Raw genomic sequence first — 19,467 nt, forward strand, 5'->3', positions numbered from 1 at the left:
CAATGAGGCCGAGGGGCGTGAAGAGGTGGGTCAGGCGGATGCCGCGAGTGCGGCGAGGAGGACAGGCGTGACCTGTTCCACCTGCCACCGCCGCGCCCCGTGCGAGGCCAACGCCTCCGCGACGGACTCCGCGTCGACGACCGCCGGAGGCTCCCAGCACACCCGGCGCACCGTGTCCGGCGTGATCAGGTTCTCCTGCGGCATCGAGAGCGTCTCGGCCAGCGCCGAGACCGCCGCCCGCGCCGCCGAGAGGCGGGCCGCCGCGGCGGGGTCCTTGTCGGCCCAGGCGCGCGGCGGGGGCGGCCCCGTCGTGGCCTGGCCCGGCTGCGGCAGCTCGGCGTCCGGCAGGGCCCGCGCCCGGTCGACCGCCGCCTGCCACTGCTCCAGCTGGCGCCGGCCCATGCGGTGGCCGAAGCCGGGCAGGGCGGACAGCGCGTGCACATTGGGCGGCAGCGCGAGCGCGGCCTCGACGATCGCCGAGTCACCGAGCACCTTGCCCGGCGAGACGTCCCGCCGCTGCGCGACGTCGTCGCGCGCCGTCCACAGCTCGCGGACGACCGCCATCTGACGCCTGCGCCGCACTTTGTGCATCCCGGACGTGCGCCGCCACGGGTCCTTGCGCGGCGGTGCGGGTGGGGCGGAGGCGATGGCGTCGAACTCTTCGTGGGCCCACTCCAGCTTGCCCTGCCGGTCGAGCTCCTTCTCCAGCGCGTCGCGCAGGTCGACGAGGAGTTCGACGTCGAGGGCGGCGTAGCGCAGCCAGGGGTCGGGCAGCGGGCGCGTCGACCAGTCGACGGCGGAGTGGCCCTTCTCCAGTACGTAGCCGAGCACGTTCTCGACCATCGCGCCGAGGCCCACCCGCGGGAAACCGGCGAGCCGGCCGGCCAGCTCCGTATCGAAGAGCCGTGTGGGCCGCATGCCTATGTCGCGCAGGCACGGCAGGTCCTGGGTGGCGGCGTGCAGGTCCCACTCGGCGTCGGCGATGGCGTCGCCGAGCGAGGAGAGGTCGGGGCAGCCGACCGGGTCGATGAGCGCGGTGCCCGCGCCCTCCCGGCGCAGCTGCACCAGATAGGCGCGCTGCCCGTAGCGGTAGCCGGAGGCGCGCTCGGCGTCGACGGCGACGGGGCCCGTGCCGGCGGCGAAGGCCGCGACGACATCGGCGAGCGAGGCTTCGTCGGCGATCACCGGCGGAATACCCTCGCGGGGTTCGAGGAGGGGGGTCGGCGCACCGTTGACTGAACCAACAGATCCTTCAGCAGAAGATCCGCCGTCGTCCAGAGGGGCGCCTCCGGTGGTGCGCAGTGAACTGTCTGCTGCGGTTTCTTGGGCGTCGGTCACCTGTCAAGAGTATCTGTGAACGCACGGCGCCCGTCGACGGAACGTTACGTCGACGGGCGCCGTGCCGAAGTAAACCGGATGAATCCGGCCACTGGGCGATCAGTGGGTCGGGGAAACGGTGATCAGTGGATGATGCCGGTGCGCAGCGCGACCGCCACCATGCCCGCCCGGTCACCCGTACCGAGCTTGCGCGCGATGCGGGCGAGGTGGCTCTTCACGGTCAGGGCGGACAGGCCCATGGAGACGCCGATGGCCTTGTTCGACTGGCCCTCGGCGACGAGCCGGAGCACCTCCACTTCGCGGCCGGACAGTTCGCGGTAGCCGCCCGGGTGGCTCGGGGCACCCGGGGGGCGACGGTGCATACGCGCGGCCGCGGCGCCGATCGGGGCGGCGCCCGGCCGGGTGGGCATGCCGATGTTGGTACGGGTACCGGTGACGACGTAGCCCTTGACGCCGCCCGCGAGGGCGTTGCGCACGGCACCGATGTCGTCGGCGGCGGAGAGGGCGAGCCCGTTGGGCCAGCCCGCGGCTCGGGTTTCGGAGAGGAGCGTCAGGCCGGATCCATCGGGGAGGTGGACGTCGGCGACGCAGATGTCGCGGGGGTTGCCGATGCGGGGACGAGCCTCCGCGACGGACGAGGCCTCGATCACGTCACGAACACCGAGCGCCCACAGGTGGCGGGTCACGGTGGAACGGACGCGGGGGTCGGCCACGACCACCATCGCGGTCGGCTTGTTCGGGCGGTAGGCGACCAGGCTTGAGGGCTGCTCGAGGAGAACGGACACCAGGCCTCCTGGGGTGCGGGACGGAGCCGGCTCGGGGATGAAGCCGGGAGGAACCGTGCTTTCAAGGTCACTGGGTCCTTCGGCACCAAACCCCGGGGCCTTTAGAGAATGATCACGATTTGGTGAGTAACAATGCGAGCAATTCGGACACGTTAGCGATCATTCGAAAGGGTGCCGAATAGTCGCGAGTCGCATCCAATCGAACCAAATCGGACCGACCGGGGCCATTCCGAAAGGACCCGAAACATGAGAAAGCCGCGTCGGAGCTGCTCCGACGCGGCCGAAAAAGACCCCTGCGATTCGGTGGTCAGGAAGGACGCGGCCCCCGCCGCTGCGGCAGCGTCACCACCGCGCCGTCCGGACCCTGTGGCGCGGACGCCACCGGCGGCAGGCCCGCGATCTGGCACAGCACCTCGCACCACGCCGCGAGATGCGCCGATGTGTCCGGTACGCCACCGAGGCCCTCGCGCGGCGTCCACGACGCCCGGATCTCGATCTGCGAGGCGGGCGCCCGGTCGCCGAGCCCCCCGAAGTAGTGCGAACTCGCGCGGGTGACCGTGCCCGAAGGCTCCCCGTAGGAGAGGCCGCGGGCCTCCAGCGCGCCCGTCAGCCAGGACCACGAGACGTCCGGGAGCAGCGGGTCGGCCGCCATCTCCGATTCGAGTTCGGCCCGGACCAGGGTCACGAGCCGGAACGTGCCGTTCCAGGCGTCGTGCCCCGCCGGGTCGTGCAGCAGGACGAGCCGCCCGTCGGCCAGATCCTCGTCACCGTCGACGACCGCGGCCTCGAGCGCGTACGAGAACGGGGCCAGGCGCTGCGGCGGCCGCGTCGGGTCGATCTCGATCTCCGGGCGGAGCCGCGCGGACCGCAGGGCGTCGACCGCCGTGCGGAAGGCGGGCGGGGTGGGGTCGTGCTCCTGTGCAGCGTTCATGTCCCGAGCGTTCTGCCCCTCCCGCACCGATTCACTCTTCCCGCCTGTGTCGTCGTGGTCGTCGCGCCCGTCGTCCGACCGTTGTCCCTGAGCCGAAGCCATGCCGGGAAGGTTAAGGGGAGCGAGGCCCTCCCGTGGGGAGGGACACCCGTCTCGGAGCCCCTTCCCCATGTCCTTCACAGGCGGCGCGGCGGGCGTGCGAAACTTTCGGGTGTGAGTGCCAATACCGAGGCCACGGGCCAACAGCCGTCAGCGACGTACGAACCCACGAAGGCGACGCGGGATTCAGCCTTCCTCAAGGCGTGCAGGCGCGAGCCCGTGCCGCACACGCCGGTGTGGTTCATGCGCCAGGCCGGCCGCTCGCTGCCCGAGTACCACAAGGTGCGCGAGGGCATCGCGATGCTGGACTCCTGCATGCGGCCCGACCTGGTCGCCGAGATCACGATGCAGCCGGTGCGCCGGCACGACGTCGACGCGGCGATCTACTTCAGCGACATCGTCGTGCCGCTCAAGGCCATCGGCATCGACCTCGACATCAAGCCCGGTGTCGGCCCGGTCATCGCCAACCCGATCCGCTCGCGCGCCGACCTGGCCCAGCTGCGGGACCTCACCCCCGAGGACGTCTGGTACGTCACCGAGGCGATGGGACTGCTCACCGCCGAGCTCGGCGAGAAGCCGCTGATCGGCTTCGCGGGCGCCCCGTTCACGCTCGCCAGCTACCTCGTGGAGGGCGGCCCGTCCCGCAACCACGAGCACACCAAGGCGCTCATGTACGGCGACCCGCAGCTCTGGGCCGACCTGCTCGACCGCCTCGCCGAGATCACCTCCGCGTTCCTGAAGGTGCAGATCGAGGCCGGCGCCAGCGCCGTCCAGCTCTTCGACTCGTGGGTGGGCGCCCTGGCCCCCGCCGACTACCGGCGCTCCGTGATGCCGGCGTCGGCCAAGGTCTTCGAGTCCGTCGCCTCCTACGGCGTGCCGCGCATCCACTTCGGCGTCGGCACCGGTGAGCTGCTCGGCCTCATGGGCCAGGCCGGCGCGGACGTCGTCGGCGTCGACTGGCGTGTCCCGCTCGACGAGGCAGCGCGCCGCGTCGGCCCCGGCAAGACGCTCCAGGGCAACTTCGACCCGGCCATCCTGTTCTCCACTCCCGAGGCCATCGAGACCAAGGCCGACGAGGTCCTCGACGCCGCCGCGGGCCTTGAGGGCCACATCTTCAACCTCGGCCACGGCGTCCCCCCGAACACCGACCCGGACGCGCTGACCCGGCTCGTGGAGTACGTCCACACGCAGACGGCCAAGTAGCTCGCGCCGCCGCCGGGCTCCCTTCGGAATCCCCGAAGGGGCCCTGCGGAAATCGGCCATTGTTCGCGCCCGCCACCTCCGATTGCCTGTGCGGTGCGCCACCCCATCCGGTGGTGCGGGACCGTGGAGGTGGACGTGACCGCGCATGCAGCGTCGCAGGCGGCGGCCGGGGCCGGGACGGCGAAGTCGCCCGGAATCCGTCGAGGTGTGTCGTCGGCGGACTGGTGGATCATCGGCCTGTTGCTGGCCTTCTTCACCCTCAACTTCGCCGACAAGGCGGCCATCGGGCTCGCCGCGCCCGACCTGGAGAAGGACCTCGGGCTCACCGCCGCCCAGTACGGCCTGATGTCGAGCGCCTTCTTCTGGCTGTTCGCGGCGGGCGCGGTCGTCCTCGCGCTGTTCTTCCGGCGGATCGGCTGGCGCTGGTCCGCGGCCGGGCTGATGATCGCGTGGGTGGCGAGCATGGCGCCGCTGACGGTGCCCACCACGGTGGGCGTGGTGATCGCGTCGCGGATGGTACTCGGGTTCTTCGAGGGGCCGGCGCACGCCCTGTGCCAGTCCGTCGTCGCGGACCGTTTCCCGTCGGAGCGGAGGGCGTTCGCGGGAGCGGTCGTCAACGCGGGTTCCTCCGTGGGGCCGTTGGTCGCCACGCCGCTACTCACGTGGGTCATCGTCACGTGGACGTGGCATGCGGCGTTCGTGGTGCTAGTTGTGAGCGGTGCCGTGTGGGCCGTGCTGTGGCTGGTCGTGACGCGGAGGGAGTCGGGGATGGGGCCGCGGGGCTCTGCCCCGGACCCCGCGCCTCAAACGCCGGCGGGGCTTGGCGATGGTGACATCGACGTACCGTTGATCTCGCTCCTGCGTACCGGCAGCTTCTGGGGTCTCGCCCTGCTCTCCTTCGCCGGGTACCTCATTTCCTCGCTCAAGGTGTCCTGGCTGCCGTCGTTCCTGCACGACGGGATGGGCTACTCGCGCGGCACCGTCGGGCTTCTCGCCACCCTCCCGTACGGGCTCGCGATCGTCGTGCTGCTCACCGCCGGGCTGATCTCGGGGCGGATGCTGAAGGCCGGGCGCTCGGCGCGGGCCGCGCGCGGGTTCCTGACCATGGGCTACCTGTGCTTCGCGGGCGTCGCCATGATCGCCTTCACGCAGGTGCCGCCGGGCGGGCTCCAACTGGCGCTCGTGGTCGCCGCGTTCTCCATCAACAGCGTGGCGTTCTCCGTCGCCTTCGCGGGCGCCGCCGACTTCCTGCCCCGCAGGCACCGGCCCGGCTTCTTCGGCTGCATCATCGCCGCGTACAGCGTCGCGGGGATCGTCGCGCCGTGGCTGCTCGGCGTCATCGTGGATGCCGCGGACACGGTCTCGCAGGGGTACGCGGACGGGTTCCTGGTCGTCGGCATCACCATCTGCGTCTTCGCCGTCGCGGGCGGGCTGCTGCTGGACCCGGCGCGCTCGCGCGAGGCGCTGCTCGCCGAGACGGCGCGCCGCAGGGCCCTGGCGGGTGAGGCCCGATGAGCCGCCCACTGGACGGACTGCGCGTACTCGACTTCGGGCAGTACATCGCCGCTCCCGGCGCCGGGCAGAACCTCGCCGACCTCGGCGCCGACGTCATCAAGGTGGAACCCCTCGCGGGCGACCAGGCGCGCGGTATCGGCCCCTTCGGCACCGCGATGGTCCGCGCCAACAACCGCGGCAAGCGCAGCATCGCCGTCGACCTGCGCGCGCCCGCGGGCGAGGCCGTGGTCCGCGAGCTGCTCGGCACCGCGGACGTGCTGCTGCACAACTTCCGGCACGGTGTCAGCGAGCGGCTCGGCCTCGGCCCGGACGCCCTGCTTGCCCGCCACCCCCGCCTCGTCTACGGCTTCGTCACCGGGTTCGGTACGCGGGGGCCCTCGGCGTACCGAGTCGGCCTCGACATCGCGGCGCAGGCCGAGTTCGCCGTCATGGACCTCACCGGGGAGGCGGACGGGGATCCGCAGCGGGTGGGCTTCGCGGTGGCGGACGTGCTGGCGGCGCAGGCCCTTACGTCGGGGGTCCTCGCCGCGCTGCTCCAGCGGGCGGGCACCGGCCGGGGCGACGTCGTGGAGACCTCGCTCATGGAGGCCGTCGTGCACGCGCAGGCGTCCACCTGGGCCGAGCACGAGCTGAGCGGCAGCGTGCCGACGCGGCGCGGCAACGGGCAGGCGCTGGCGGCGCCCGCCGCGGACCTCGTACGGACCCGGGACGGCGGGGCGCTGGTCCTCTCCGCGTACACACGGGAGAAGTTCGCGGCGCTGTGCGAGGTGATCGGGCGGCCGGAGCTGGCCGGTGACCCGCGGTTCGCGTCCAACCCCGCGCGGGTCGAGCACCGGCCGGAACTCCTCGGTCTGCTGCACGACACCCTCGGCCGGCTCGACCGGGACGAGGCCCTGGAGCGGTTGCGAGGCGCGGGCATCGTGTGCGGGGCCGTGCGGCGCTTCGACGAGCTCGCCGACGACCCTGACGTACGGGCCTCCGGGCTGATCGCGGACTGCGGCGCCGGGCACACGGCGCCGACCACCGCGTTCTCGGTGGGCGGGCGACGTCCCGGGAGCACGCCGCCGGCGCCGGGCGTCGGTGAGCACACGGGGCGCATCCTCGCGGAACTCGGGCGCAGCGAGCGGGAGATCGGGGCGCTGGTCGACGGCGGGGTCGTCGTGGCGGCGGACCTCGCGGTGCGGCCGTGAGGTCCGCCGGGGCCTGGCCCCTCGTCATCGTGGCGCGGCACCCGGGCGCCGCCTTGCCCACCCTGCCGCCCAAGGCGGCAACTCAAGCCCCTGCGGCGATCGAGCAGGTCTTTCCAGCCCCGCCGGCGTTTGAGGCGCGGGGTCCGGGGCGGAGCCCCGTGGCGTGGGCGCGGACCCGCCGCCGCATTCCGTCCCGCACAACAGCCCTTACGCACCACCCCACAGGAGGAACCCACATGATCGACCCCGACGTGTTCGCCCTCGGATTCGAGGACTACCTCGCCCGCGTGGCCGCCCTCACCGACGACGTCCTCATCCCCGCCGAACAGGAGATGGTGGAGGCCGGGGCCGTCCCCGAGCACGTACTGGAAGCGCTCGCCCGGAACGGACTGTTCGGTGTGTCGATACCGCGGCGGCTCGGCGGGCTCGACTGGTCCATGAGCCAACAGGTGCGGCTGACCATGGAGTTCACCCGCGCGTCGTGCGTGTACCGCTCCCGGTTCTCCACCGTCATCGGACTGTGCTCGCAGGCGATCCTCGACCACGGCACCGACGCGCAGCGCGAGGGCATGCTGCCGAAGATGGCGGCGGGGGAGCACGTCACGGCGTTCGCGCTGACCGAGCCGGGCGCCGGCTCGGACGCCGGGTCGCTGAGCACCACCGCGCGCCGGTCCGACGGCGGCTGGGTCATCGACGGGCACAAGCGGTACATCACCAACGCCCACTGGGCGGACGAGCTCGTGGTGTTCGCCCGTACCGGAGAGCCCGGCGAGGGAGCCGCGGGCGTCTCCGCGTTCCTCGTGCCGCGCGACACCGAAGGCGTCACGACCCGGCTGCCCACCCGCATGAACGGGCACGCCGAGGCGCCGGTCGCCGAGATCGACCTCGTCGGGGTGCGGGTCGCCGACTCCGCGCTGCTCGGCGGCGAACTCGGCGCCGGGTTCAAGGCCGCACTGCGCGGCATCAACCACGCCCGGCTGCACGTCGCCGCCACCTGCGTGGGGCAGGCCACCCGGATGCTGGAGGAGACCTCCCGGCACCTGTCGGGACGGGAGCAGTTCGGGGCGCCGCTCGCCGAACTCGGCGCCGTACAGGCCGACCTCGGCCGCTGCTTCGCCGACCTGGAGGCCGCCCGTGCCCTCACCCTGGACGCCGCCCGCGCCTTCGACTCCGGCACGGTGCCGCGCCACCGCATCGCCGCCGCCAAGCTGTTCGCCTCCGAGATGGCGAGCCGCGTCGCGGACCGCTGTGTCCAGCTCCTCGGCGGCGAGGGCATCGTCGGCGACCACCCCGTACCGCGGATGTGGCGCGACGTCCGGGCGCTGCGGATCTACGAGGGGTCGTCCCCGGTCCACGAGCGCAACCTCGGCAGGGCCGTGACCAGGCAGGTCGGCGTGGACGGGACGCTTCCGGACACTTACCGTGTGACCCGCGGAGCAGCCGTGGAGGTGTAGCACTTCAAAGGAGACCCGGTGGAGCTGAGGCAGCTGGAGCAGTTTCTGGCCGTGGTGGACCACGGCGGTCTCGGGCGCGCCGCCGAACGCCTGTACCTGTCGCAGCCCACCGTCTCCGGATCCATCAGGGCCCTGGAGCGCGAGCTGAAGGTCGAGCTGTTCCACCGCACCGCGCGCCGCCTCGTGCCGACCTCCGCGGGCCTGCAGCTGGTGCCGCTGGCCCGGCGGGTGCTCGACGACGTGGTCGCCGTCCAGGACGCGATGCGCGGTGCACGCGAGGTCGGCGGCGGGGTGCTCACGGTGATGTGCACGCCCGACATGTCCGGGGAGGCGGTGGCGTCCTGGGCCGGTGGGTTCACGCGCGCGTACCCGGCGGTCCGGCTCGACATCAGCGAGGTCGGCTCCCGGCACGAACTCGTGGCGGCGGTCGCCGACGGGCGGGCCGAACTGGGCTTCACGCTCGCCCCCGACGAACTCCGCGGCGATCTCGACTTCATCGAACTGGGGGTGCAGCGGCTGCTGTTGGTACGCCCACCGGGGCACGGCGGGCCGGGAGCGGGCGCGCGGCGCGTCCCCCTCGCCGCCATCGGTGACCTGCCGCTCGCCCGCCGCCAGGTGACCCGCAACGAGGAGGACGCCGTGCAGGCGGCGCTGGCCGCGCACGGCGTCGACCCGACGACCGGTGCGACCGTGCCCAGCAGGAACGCGCAGCTGACGTTCGTGCTCCGGTCCGGGTTCCAGGCGTTCCTGCCGCTGCGGATGTGCGCGGCGGCGCTCGACGCCGGGGCCGAGGTCGTCGAGACCGACCCGCTCATCGAGTCGCCGTTCGGCGTCGTGCACCGGGCCGGTGAACTCGCCCCCGCCGCGCAGCAGTTCGTGGCCGATGTCCGCGACGCGCTGCGGAACTGGTTCGACGCCATCGCGGCGGGGAGCGAGTCCGGGCTCGGCCTCGTGGACGCGGTCGCCGCGGCGCGGGAGGCGGCGCTCTGATCCGACGGTCAGAGCCGGTGTCAGCCGGCCCGGACCGCCGCCACGGCCTTGCGTGCTGCCACGAGTACCGGGTCCCACACCGGTGAGAACGGTGGGGCGTAGCCCAGGTCGAGGGCCGTCATCTGCTCCACCGTCATGCCCGCGGTCAGCGCGACCGCCGCCACGTCGACCCGCTTCGCCGCGCCCTCGCGGCCCACGATCTGCACGCCGAGCAGCCGGCCCGTGCGCCGCTCGGCCAGCATCTTCACCGTCATCAGCGCCGCGCCGGGGTAGTAACCCGCCCTGCTCGTCGACTCGATGGTGACGGTCACGTACTGCAGGCCCGCGCGGCGTGCGTCCTTCTCACGCAGGCCCGTGCGGGCGATCTCCAGGTCGCACACCTTGCTGACGGCCGTGCCGACGACACCGGGGAACGTCGCGTAGTCCCCGCCGACGTTGGCGCCGATGATCTGGCCGTGCTTGTTGGCGTGGGTGCCGAGCGCGATGTGGCGTTCGCTGCCCGACACCAGGTCCAGGACCTCCACGCAGTCGCCGCCCGCCCAGATGTCCTCGTGGCCGCGCACCCGCATCGACCGGTCCGTGAGCAGCCCGCCGGACGCCCCGAGCGGCAGCCCGGCGTCCCGCGCGAGGGTCGTCTCCGGGCGCACGCCGATCCCCAACACGACCACGTCCGCCGGGTATTCGGCGTCGTCCGTGACCACCGCGCGGGCCCGTCCGCCGTCCCCGGTGAGGATCTTCGTCACCTCGGCGTCGTCGACCATGGTGATGCCCATGCCGCTCATCGCCTCGTGCACGAGCCGGCCCATGTCCGCGTCGAGCGTCGACATCGGTTCGGCGCCGCGGTTCACCATCGTCACCTCGTACCCGCGGTGGATCAGCGCCTCCGCCATCTCCACGCCGATGTACCCGGCGCCCACGACCACGGCGTGCCTGCCCTTCGCCGCCCGCAGCGTGTCGAGCAGTGCCTGGCCGTCGTCGAGCGTCTGCACGCCGTGCACGCCCGGCGCGTCGATGCCGGGCAGGTCGGGGCGGACCGGCCGGGCACCGGTGGCGATCACGAGCTTGTCGTACGAGGTCCAGGACTCGGCCCCGCCGTCGAGTTCACGGGAACGTACGCGGCGGCCCGGCACGTCGATCTCCATGACCTCAGTGCGGGTGCGGAGGTCGATGTGGCGCTCCCGGTGCTCCTCGGGGGACCGGGCGATCAGCTCGTCCCGGTCGGCGACCTGGCCGCCCACCCAGTAGGGGATGCCGCATGCCGAGTACGACGTGAAGTGGCCGCGTTCGAAGGCCACGATCTCCAGGTCGTCCGGGCCTTTGAGGCGGCGGGCCTGGGAGGCGGCGGACATGCCGGTGGCGTCGCCGCCGATGATGACGAGGCGCTCGCGCGCGGTGTCGGTGGTCATCTGTTTACGCTAACCCGGGGTTGACGTCGCGGGGCGCTGCCCCGGATCCCGCGCCTCAATCGCCGGCGGGGCTTGATTTGGCGGATGGTTGATTGCGGGAGCGGATGAATCGCGCGATCAGGAACGCCACCAACGCCAGTAGCGTCGCGAACGGCAGTACCGCCGCTACAGCTATTCCGATCCACTTCAGCGTCGTGGTGAAGGAGTTCCAGCCGGCCGACAGGGCGTCGAGGAAGCCCGGGTCGGTGTCTGCCGGAGGTGGGGGCGTCTCGGTCAGGCGGAGGGTGATGGTTGCGAGGGAGGTGCGGTCCTTGAGGGAGTCCTGTTGGGCGAGGAGTGCCTCCAACTCCGACTGGCGCGTGCCCAGTTCGCCCTCCAAGGTCACCACGTCGCTCAACTTCTCGGCCCGGTCCATGAGTTCCCGTACGCGTGCCACGCTCGCCCGCTGCGACTTGATCCGGCTGTCGACGTCCACGACCTGATCCGTGACGTCCTTCGCGGTCCGGTTCTGCTCCAACAGGCGCCCGCTGCCCGCGAGTTGGCCGAGCACGTCCTCGTACGACTCCTGTGGTACGCGCAGCGTCACGCGGGAGCGTTCGTGGCCGTGGCCGTCCCGGTCGGTCGTCTCGTCGCCGACCATGCCGCCCGCGTCCTCGGCGGCGGTGCGGGCCTTGTCGAGCGCGTCCGGGACGTCCTTGACGCGCACGGAGAGGTGCGCGGTGCGGATGACGTGGACGCCGGTGAGCTTCGGCGGCTTCTTGGCCTGGTGACCGGCGGAGCCGGACCTGCCGCCGCCCGCGCCGAGGTCGCTCTGGGAAGCCCCCTTGTCGTCGCCGTCGGCGGCGCTCTTGCTCCCAGAGTCGCCACCCCCGCCCGAACAGCCGGTCAGCGCGAGCGCCACCGCGAACAGCGCCGCGACGAGCAGCGTCAGCGGGCGTCGTGGCCCGGTGCGTGTCTTCGTACGGGAACGGGAAAGGTGCATGGACGTAACCCCCGAGGGATGTGGACGTGACGGTCGTCGGACGTCCCTTCGACGCGCGGGCGGCCCGAACGGTGGTTGCCGAGCGGTCCCGAACCGGTCACGGTCGGGACACGTCGAACGCGTGCCCGGCGCGCGCCCGGCACGCGTCAATCCGGGGCTGACGTTCTGACAAAGTGGGGGCATGCGTGAAGCGGACACTGTGACGAAGACGGGTCGGGGCAGGCGGGGCAGGAACGTCCTCGTCATCGGCGGCGGAATTGCCGGCCTCGCGGCCGCCCACCGACTGCTCGCCGGGAGCGAACGGGGCGGGCCGGTGCACGTGACCGTCCTGGAGGCCGACGAACGGCTCGGCGGCAAGCTGCGCACGGGCGAGATCGCCGGCGCGCGCGTCGACCTCGGTGCCGAGTCGATGCTGGCCCGCCGCCCCGAAGCGGTCGGCCTCGCCCGCGAGGTGGGCCTCGGAGACCGGCTTCAGCCACCGTCCACGGCCACCGCCTCCATCTGGACCCGCGGCGCCCTGCGCCCCATGCCCAAGGGCCACGTCATGGGCGTGCCCGGCACCGCCGAGGCGCTTGAGGGCGTCCTCTCCGACGAGGGCCTGCGCCGCATCCGCCGCGACGACCACCTGCCGCCCACCCACCTCGGCGAGGACACGGCCGTCGGCAGGTACGTCGCCGCGCGCCTGGGCCGCGAGGTCGTCGACCGGCTCGTCGAACCGCTGCTCGGCGGCGTCTACGCGGGCGACGCCGACCTGATCTCGATGCGCAGCGCGGTGCCGCAGCTGTTCGAGGAGGCGGGGCGTCATGTGTCGCTGACGGAAGCGGTCCGCGCCATCCAGGAGCGGGCGGCGGCCAACCAGCAGACCGGCCCCGTGTTCATGGGCATCGACGGCGGCATCGGTACGTTGCCCGGCGCGGTGGCCGACGCCGTGCGCGCCAAGGGCGGCGAGATCCTGCTCGGCGAGCGCGCCACCTCGCTCACCACGCGCGACGCGATCTGGCGGCTCGGCACCGAGTCGGGGCGTGTCTTCGAGGCCGACCAGGTGATCGTCGCGCTGCCGGCCCGCGCCGCCGCGAGCCTCCTGCGCACGGCGTCCCCGATGGCCTCGCAGGAGCTGCGCCGCATCGAGTACGCCTCCATGGCGCTGATCACGATGGCGTTCCGCAAGTCGGAGGCGGACCTCCCCGAGGGCAGCGGCTTCCTCGTCCCGCCGGTCGACGGCCACACGATCAAGGCCGCCACCTTCGCCTCCCGCAAGTGGGGCTGGATCGCCGAGCAGAACCCGGACCTGATGGTGGTCCGCACCTCGGTCGGCCGCTACGGCGACGAGAAGGACCTCGCCCGCGACGACAACGACCTCATCGACCTGTCGCGCCAGGACCTGCGCGAGGCGACCGGCATGGGCGCCGCCCCGGTCGCCGCGCACGTCACACGCTGGAAGGACGGGCTGCCCCAGTACCCCGTCGGGCACGCCGCCCGCGTCGAGCGGATCCGCGAGCACATCGCCGCCGTGCCCGGCCTCGCCGTGTGCGGAGCCGCGTACGACGGCGTCGGCATCCCGGCGTGCATCGCCGGCGCGTACGCCGCCGTGGACATGCTCGGCGGCGACTCCGCCGCGCTCGACGAGCTGAAGGCCGACCCGGTGCAGAGCATGCACGGCGGAGCAGGAGAATGAGGACATGAGCGACGACGCCCCCACCAACGAGACCACCACCGACGCCGCGCGCGTACCGAACAAGGGCAAGCTGGCGAAGGACCTCAACGAGGTCATCCGCTACACCCTCTGGTCCGTCTTCAAGCTGAAGGACGTGCTGCCGGAGGACCGTTCCGGGTACGCGGACGAGGTCCAGGAGCTGTTCGACCAGCTCGCCGCGAAGGACGTGACGATCCGCGGCACGTACGACGTGTCGGGCCTGCGCGCCGACGCCGACCTCATGATCTGGTGGCACGCGGAGACGGCCGACCAGCTGCAGGAGGCGTACAACCTGTTCCGCCGCACCAAGCTCGGGCGCGCGCTCGAGCCGGTGTGGTCGAACATGGCGCTGCACCGCCCCGCCGAGTTCAACCGCTCGCACATCCCGGCGTTCCTCGCCGACGAGAACGCGCGCGACTACATCTCGGTGTACCCGTTCGTGCGCTCCTACGACTGGTACCTGCTGCCGGACGACGAGCGCCGCAAGATGCTCGCCGACCACGGGAAGATGGCGCGTGGCTACCCGGACGTGCGGGCCAACACGGTCGCGTCCTTCTCGCTCGGCGACTACGAGTGGATTCTGGCGTTCGAGGCGGATGAGCTGCATCGGATCGTGGACCTGATGCGTCTGCTCCGCGCGTCCGAGGCACGTCGTCACGTCCGCGAGGAGGTCCCGTTCTTCACGGGGCGCCGTAAGAGCGTTGCCGACCTGGTGGCTGGGCTCGCCTAATCAAGCCCCGCCGTCGGACGAGAGCCAGCGGGGTCCGGGGCAGAGCCCCGCGGCCCCGCCCCCGGGAGCCGTCGGCCTCAATCGCCGGCCGGGCTTGATTTGCCCAGCGGCTTCGGCTCCTTGTGCGGGGCGCACGACGCTGCGCCGGTCTCCGGCAGCTCTCCGTCCAGGAGATACGCGTCCAGGCGCCCGTTGACGCACTTGTTGGGGCCCGCCCCGATCCCGTGCGTGCCCGCATCGCGTTCGGTCACCAGGGACGAACCGGCCAGACGGCGGTTGAGTTCCTGCGCGCCCTTGTACGGCGTCGCCGCATCGCGTTCGGCCGCGAGGACGAGGGTCGGCGGGAGTTCGCCCGGTGAGGTGCGTACGTCGAGTGGCTGTTGCCGGGGCGTGGACCAGTAGGCGCACGGCAGGTTCATCCACGCGTTGTCCCACGTCTCGAACGGGGCGCGCTTCGCGAGGGCCGTGTTGTCGCGGTCCCAGGTGCGGAAGTCCGTCGGCCAGGACGCGTCGTTGCACTGGACGGCCGTGTAGACGGCGTTGCCGTTCTCGTCCTCCTTGGCGGACGCCTTGATGGGCGCGGCCTGGTCGACGAGCGGCTTCGGGTCGCCCTTCACGTAGGCGGAGAGCGCGTAGGCCCGCAGCGGCCAGTAGTCGTCGTAGTACCCGGTCTGAAGGAACGCGGACTGCAACTGTGCGGGCCCGACCTTGCCCCCGGCCGGCTTTCGGGACACTTCCGCGCGCACCTTCCCGTACGCGGCGCGCACCTTCTCGGCTGTGTTGCCCAGGTGGTACGTCTTGTCGTGGCGGGCGACCCACGCCCTGAAGTCGGCCCAGCGGCGCTCGAAGGCGGCCGACTGTTCGAGGTTGTTGGCGTACCAGATGCCCTTCGGGGACGGGTCGACCGCCGAGTCGAAGACCATCCGCCGCACATGCGAGGGGAACAGCTCCGCGTACACGGCCCCCATGTACGTCCCGTACGAGGCGCCCATGAACGTCAGCTTCTTCTCGCCGAGCGCGGCCCGTAGCACGTCCAGGTCGCGGGCGTTGTTGAGCGTCGTGAAGTGCTCGATGTCCGGGTTCCGCTCGGCGCACCCGCGCGCGTACGCCTTCGCCTGCGCGACGCGCTTCTTCTTGTACGCGGCCGAGGGGTGGATCGGCGACTGCGTCGGCCCCTGGACGTGCTTCTTCGGGTCCTCGCAGGACAGCGGCGCCGACCGGCCGACGCCCCGCGGGGCGTAGCCGACCAGGTCGTACGCGGCGCCGATGCGTCGCCACTCCGGCTGCGTTCCGGCCATCGGGAAGTACATGCCGTTGCCGCCGGGGCCGCCGGGGTTGAAGACGAGCGAGCCCTGCCGGGCGACCTTCTTCGCCTTGTCCTTCTGGCCCTTCTCCTTGCCGGTGTCTTTTCCGGTCGCCTTCGCGCGGCTGACGGTCAGCTTGATCTGCTCGCCCATCGGGTGCGCGTAGTCGAGCGGAACGGTAACGGTGCCGCACCGGATCGGCTTCGGCAGCTCCTCCGCCTTGGCGCAGGCGCCCCAGTGGATCCCCGCGTCCGCGGCGCGCAGCGCGGCGATCGTGCTGCCGGCCGTCTCGGCGGCGGGCGGAGGCGTGGGCACGGCGGCGCCCGCGGGGGCGGTGACCAGGGCCGAGAGGATCAAGGATCCCGCGGTGGCGCAGAGGACGGGGGCTGCTCGCATCGCTTGGACGTATCCCTTCGTCGGGACCCGCGAACCCGTGCGGTGGGGCGATTCGCGAGGCCGTGCGGCTCGCGCGCACAAAAGGGATCCTTGGGGCGGCAGTTGACGAAGTAAAGGACCAGGTCGTGGGTGTCGGAACCATGACCCTGATGCGTGGTAACTGCCGTCATCGCCGTGCGGGGCGGCTCACTCGGTGGTATGCCGACGCGTTCCGGTCAGCGCCGCCCGCAGTTGCGGGTCGTCGACCGCCCGTACCCCGCGCACCGCGACGGCGAGCAGACTCCCGGCACCCAGCGGGCGGCCCGCGAGGAGCCGCTGCCCGGTCGGCGAGGCCCAGCGCGTGTACGGGTGGATCTCGATGCGGGCGAGTGTCAGACAGCTCAGCGTGAGCAGCAGCGGAAGCCCGAACCACAGGGCCACCGGTCCTCCTTGCTGCGCGCTCTCGCCCGGCAACAGGACCGCGAGCGCGCCGAGCAGCAGCACGGCGGCCGCCGCCTGCCGCACCTGCCGTACGGCTCCCGCGAGGCTCGTGCGCTCCCGGTCCGGCACCGCGAGCCCGGCCGCGACCAGCCGCTCGGCGAGCACCCGCACCGCGTCGCCGGCCGCGGCGGCCGTTCGCAGCGGCGCGATCCGCGCCTGTCCCTCGGGCCCGATCGCGCGGAGCACCGAACGCTCCATCGGGTCCTCGCCGACCGGGTCGACGACGGTCGCCCAGCCGGTGTGCGCGAGCAGCAGGCGCCGGCTGCGGGCCATCGCCACGAGCGTCACCTCGGCGACCCGGTCGGGGCCGCCGGACAGGAAGGCGGTCTCGTACAGGGAGAGCTCGTGCCCCGGGTACGCACCGCCCGGGACGCGGTCCGCGCGTTCGCTCTCGGCGGCGCGCACGGCCGCGAGACACAGCCGCCCACAGGAGACTCCCGCGACGGCACAGGCGACGAGGAGGAACAGGACCCACAACATGCGCAGTTTCTACGACAGTTGCGCGGCTGCCGCCATGCCCCGTTCACGATGTGGACGGCCTGTTATCGCGTTGTGACGCTGGGCTTTGGTTTCGGTTTCGGGTTCGGCGGTTTTTTGGTGTCCTTCTTGTCGTCCTTCTTGGTGTCGTCCTTCTTGCGCGTCTCGGGCGCCGGCTTCGGGCGGGACACGGCGGGCGGCAGGGAGAAGGAGGGAGTGGGCGACGGTGAGACCGGGGTCGCCGAGCCCGGTACGGAGGTGGGACCCGGTGGGGCGGGGGAGCGGGTGGCGGGCGGCGGGCTCGCGGTGGCGCCGTCGCGGGCGAGCGCGTCGAAGTCGACGAGGCCGGTGGCCTCCAGCACCTTGATGTGGTCGAGGACGGTGGTGTTGGCGTCGTCCGCGAGTTGCCGCACGAGCGCGTTGCGGGTCGAGGCGCGTACCTGGGCGACCAGTGAGAAGACCTGGCCGTGGGCGCGGCGGAGGATGTTGGCGAATTTCCGCTCGTAGTCCTCATCTCGTGCGGCGGTCAACTCCCTTAGCCAGCCCTGCTGTTGCGCGTTCGGCTGGCTGGGCAGCTCCAGGTTCAGCCGGGCCGCGACCTCGCGCACCCGGGCGTCCAGGAAGGTGTGCCCTTCTACGAGGTGTTCGCCCGCCGTCTCGACCGCCTTACTGGGGGCCCGTTCCTCGGCCTGCTGGCCGGCGGGCAGCTCCCACAGGCCGGCGAGTCGCACCTTGGTGATGAAGAGGCGGTCGGCGGCGGACAGCGGCCCGAATCTGGTGGACACGGCCTGGGCGTTGAGCTCGGCGAGGCCGGTGCCGGAGCGGTCCGCGTACGACCAGAGGGGGAAGAGGAGTGCGGCGAGTGTTGCCGCGAGGCCTGTGACGATGAGGGCGGTGCCGTTGAAGAGTCGCATGGTGCCTCCAGGTGCGGCACGCTAGCCTCCGGCTCGGGGGTGGGGTGGGCATCGGGCCGGAGTACGTCTCCTGCGGTACGTAGGTGGGCCCCCTTGGTCTGCACCGGGGTTGCGGCCGCGGGGCTCTGCCCCGGACCCCGCTGCTCAATCGCCGCAGGGGCTTGAGTGGCTCAGCCGTGCCGCAGGGGCTTGAGTGGCTCAGGCGTGGCGCGAGGGCTTAGATGGCTCGCCTTAGTGCGAATGTTGCTGTTTTTAGGGCGCGGGTTATTGGGCGGCCCGTTAGGGGCCTCGGGCCGGAGCGGTTGAGCCACCAGTGGGTCAACTCGCGGCGTGGGGCCGGGGACTGGATGCGTTGCGTGAGGAGGAGCTTCTCGGCGAAGTCGAGGGCGTCGCGGCGGTAGCCGGTTGTCATGGGGTGGCTTCGCGCGTAGGCCAGGAAGAGTGAGCGGTACGTGGATTCGCCCAGGATTTGGGGGAGTTCGGGGGCCACCTTCGCGACGATGTCGGCCCGCTTGGCCGCGAGTGCGCGGCTCTGTACGGCGAGCCGTGTGCGGTCGAAGCCCTCCGGGGCGGGGGTGTCGGCCACGAGTGCGGAGAGCAACGCGGCCTGCCCGAGGGCGAGTCGCTGGCGTGTGGCGTCGTCGACGGGTGGGGCGGCGGGTGCGGGTGGCCGGTGGTCCGGGGCTTGCGTGCGGGGGCCGGATCCGGCCGTGACCGTCCGACGGATGACCTCAACCTCGCGCTCCAACTCCCCAAGATCTTCGGGGAAGTTCTCGTCGCGTTCGAGCAGGACTCCCGGCGGGGTCACCCGCGAGGCCAGTTCGGCCAGGACGTCGAGGACCGCCTCCGGCACCGGATGGGCGTGGCTGTCGTGCCAGACGCCGTCCCGCTCGAAGCCGCCCGCGACGTGCACGTACGCGATGGCCTCCACCGGCAGCTCGGCCAACGCCTTCGCCGGGTCCTCGCCGCGGTTGACGTGATTGGTGTGGAGGTTCGCCACGTCGATGAGGAGGCGGACGCCGGTACGGTCCACCAGCTCGTACAGGAACTGGCCCTCCGTCAGTTCCTCGCCGGGCCAGCCGAACAGGGCCGCGATGTTCTCCACCGCGAGTGGCACCGGCAGCGTGTCCTGGGCGATCCGCACGTTCTCGCACAGCACGTCGAGCGCGTCGCGGGTGCGCGGCACCGGCAGCAGGTGCCCCGCCTCCAGCGGCTGGGAGGCGGTGCGCTCGCCACCGGCTCGTACGAACGCGATGTGCTCGCTCACCAGCGGCGAACCAAGCGCCTCCGCGCACGCGGCGAGGTCGGCGAGCCGCCCCTCGTCGGGCCTGTCGGCTCCGCCGAGACCGAGGGCGACGCCGTGCGGGACGACGGTGACGCCGCGCTCGCGCAGCCGCCGCAGGGAGTCCGGCAGATGCCCCGGACAGAGATTCTCGGCGACGGCCTCGACCCAGTCGATGCCCGGCATGGCCTCCACCGTCTCCGCGATCTCCGGCCGCCAGCCGATCCCCGTACCCAGCTCCATGGAACTCCCCCTCCTCCGCACGGCTTCCTGGATTCCTGACCGCGACGGCGCGGCT

At 72.3% G+C, this 19,467-nt stretch carries 16 protein-coding genes; 7 read left to right on the forward strand and 9 right to left on the reverse strand.

Translation table 11 applies throughout. The features are described from left to right. Nucleotides 1-30 precede the first annotated feature (30 nt). The 3 genes from ACWD2L_RS18205 to ACWD2L_RS18215 all read right to left on the reverse strand — a co-directional run bounded on the left by ACWD2L_RS18205 (nucleotide 31) and on the right by ACWD2L_RS18215 (nucleotide 3,054). Nucleotides 31-1,338, reverse strand: coding sequence for a ribonuclease D (locus tag ACWD2L_RS18205; RefSeq protein ID WP_351331579.1), 1,308 nt, complete (start codon nucleotides 1,336-1,338; stop codon nucleotides 31-33). A gap of 122 nt (nucleotides 1,339-1,460) precedes the next feature. Further along, a complete protein-coding gene (locus tag ACWD2L_RS18210) occupies nucleotides 1,461-2,123 on the reverse strand; it encodes a response regulator transcription factor (protein ID WP_351331580.1) in 663 nt (220 codons plus the stop codon). A gap of 307 nt (nucleotides 2,124-2,430) precedes the next feature. Further along, nucleotides 2,431-3,054 carry a DUF3000 domain-containing protein gene (locus ACWD2L_RS18215; RefSeq protein ID WP_351331581.1) on the reverse strand — a complete coding sequence of 208 codons (624 nt, stop codon included), beginning with the start codon at nucleotides 3,052-3,054 and terminating at the stop codon, nucleotides 2,431-2,433. A gap of 213 nt (nucleotides 3,055-3,267) precedes the next feature. Here ACWD2L_RS18215 and hemE point away from each other — a divergent pair, with 213 nt between their 5' ends. From hemE to ACWD2L_RS18240, 5 genes are all read left to right on the forward strand, one after another. After that, the gene (gene hemE, locus ACWD2L_RS18220; RefSeq protein WP_351331582.1) at nucleotides 3,268-4,356 is read left to right on the forward strand and encodes a uroporphyrinogen decarboxylase; all 1,089 of its coding nucleotides are present in this window, start codon (nucleotides 3,268-3,270) and stop codon (nucleotides 4,354-4,356) included. 135 nt (nucleotides 4,357-4,491) lie between these two features. Beyond that, nucleotides 4,492-5,871, forward strand: a complete 1,380-nt coding sequence (locus tag ACWD2L_RS18225) for an MFS transporter (protein WP_351331583.1) — start codon at nucleotides 4,492-4,494, stop codon at nucleotides 5,869-5,871. Then, a complete protein-coding gene (locus tag ACWD2L_RS18230) occupies nucleotides 5,868-7,061 on the forward strand; it encodes a CaiB/BaiF CoA transferase family protein (protein WP_351331584.1) in 1,194 nt (397 codons plus the stop codon). Before ACWD2L_RS18225 ends, ACWD2L_RS18230 begins: the two co-directional genes overlap by 4 nt. 236 nt (nucleotides 7,062-7,297) lie before the next feature. Continuing rightward, nucleotides 7,298-8,515 (forward strand): acyl-CoA dehydrogenase family protein, encoded by a 1,218-nt coding sequence (locus ACWD2L_RS18235; RefSeq protein WP_351331585.1) that lies wholly within the window; start codon nucleotides 7,298-7,300, stop codon nucleotides 8,513-8,515. A gap of 18 nt (nucleotides 8,516-8,533) precedes the next feature. Then, the gene (locus ACWD2L_RS18240; RefSeq protein WP_351331586.1) at nucleotides 8,534-9,505 is read left to right on the forward strand and encodes a LysR family transcriptional regulator; all 972 of its coding nucleotides are present in this window, start codon (nucleotides 8,534-8,536) and stop codon (nucleotides 9,503-9,505) included. Between the two features lie 20 nt (nucleotides 9,506-9,525). Here ACWD2L_RS18240 and ACWD2L_RS18245 read toward each other — a convergent pair whose 3' ends face one another. Continuing rightward, nucleotides 9,526-10,911, reverse strand: a complete 1,386-nt coding sequence (locus ACWD2L_RS18245) for an FAD-dependent oxidoreductase (protein WP_351331587.1) — start codon at nucleotides 10,909-10,911, stop codon at nucleotides 9,526-9,528. Between the two features lie 55 nt (nucleotides 10,912-10,966). Further along, nucleotides 10,967-11,893 (reverse strand): DUF4349 domain-containing protein, encoded by a 927-nt coding sequence (locus tag ACWD2L_RS18250; protein ID WP_351331588.1) that lies wholly within the window; start codon nucleotides 11,891-11,893, stop codon nucleotides 10,967-10,969. A 181-nt stretch (nucleotides 11,894-12,074) separates the two neighbouring features. Between ACWD2L_RS18250 and hemG the strand changes: the two genes are divergently transcribed. Together hemG and hemQ are read left to right on the forward strand one after the other, a co-directional pair. Continuing rightward, nucleotides 12,075-13,568, forward strand: a complete 1,494-nt coding sequence (hemG, locus tag ACWD2L_RS18255) for a protoporphyrinogen oxidase (RefSeq protein ID WP_351331589.1) — start codon at nucleotides 12,075-12,077, stop codon at nucleotides 13,566-13,568. Nucleotides 13,569-13,572: 4 nt separating this feature from the next. Next, nucleotides 13,573-14,316, forward strand: coding sequence for a hydrogen peroxide-dependent heme synthase (gene hemQ / locus ACWD2L_RS18260; protein WP_351331590.1), 744 nt, complete (start codon nucleotides 13,573-13,575; stop codon nucleotides 14,314-14,316). 77 nt (nucleotides 14,317-14,393) lie between these two features. Here the strand turns inward: hemQ and ACWD2L_RS18265 are convergent, their stop codons facing one another. The 4 genes from ACWD2L_RS18265 to ACWD2L_RS18280 all read right to left on the reverse strand — a co-directional run bounded on the left by ACWD2L_RS18265 (nucleotide 14,394) and on the right by ACWD2L_RS18280 (nucleotide 19,412). Beyond that, nucleotides 14,394-16,016, reverse strand: a complete 1,623-nt coding sequence (locus ACWD2L_RS18265) for an alpha/beta hydrolase (RefSeq protein ID WP_351331591.1) — start codon at nucleotides 16,014-16,016, stop codon at nucleotides 14,394-14,396. A 186-nt stretch (nucleotides 16,017-16,202) separates the two neighbouring features. Further along, entirely contained in the window at nucleotides 16,203-16,976 is a 774-nt protein-coding gene (locus ACWD2L_RS18270) for a TIGR04222 domain-containing membrane protein (protein WP_351331593.1), read from the reverse strand. Between the two features lie 62 nt (nucleotides 16,977-17,038). Beyond that, on the reverse strand, nucleotides 17,039-17,887 hold the full coding sequence (locus ACWD2L_RS18275) for a DUF4142 domain-containing protein (protein WP_351331595.1): 849 nt from the start codon (nucleotides 17,885-17,887) through the stop codon (nucleotides 17,039-17,041). Nucleotides 17,888-18,104: 217 nt separating this feature from the next. Then, nucleotides 18,105-19,412, reverse strand: coding sequence for a multinuclear nonheme iron-dependent oxidase (locus ACWD2L_RS18280; RefSeq protein WP_351331596.1), 1,308 nt, complete (start codon nucleotides 19,410-19,412; stop codon nucleotides 18,105-18,107). Nucleotides 19,413-19,467: the final 55 nt, after the last annotated feature.

It is taken from the genome of Streptomyces sp. NPDC002754, assembly GCF_053592315.1.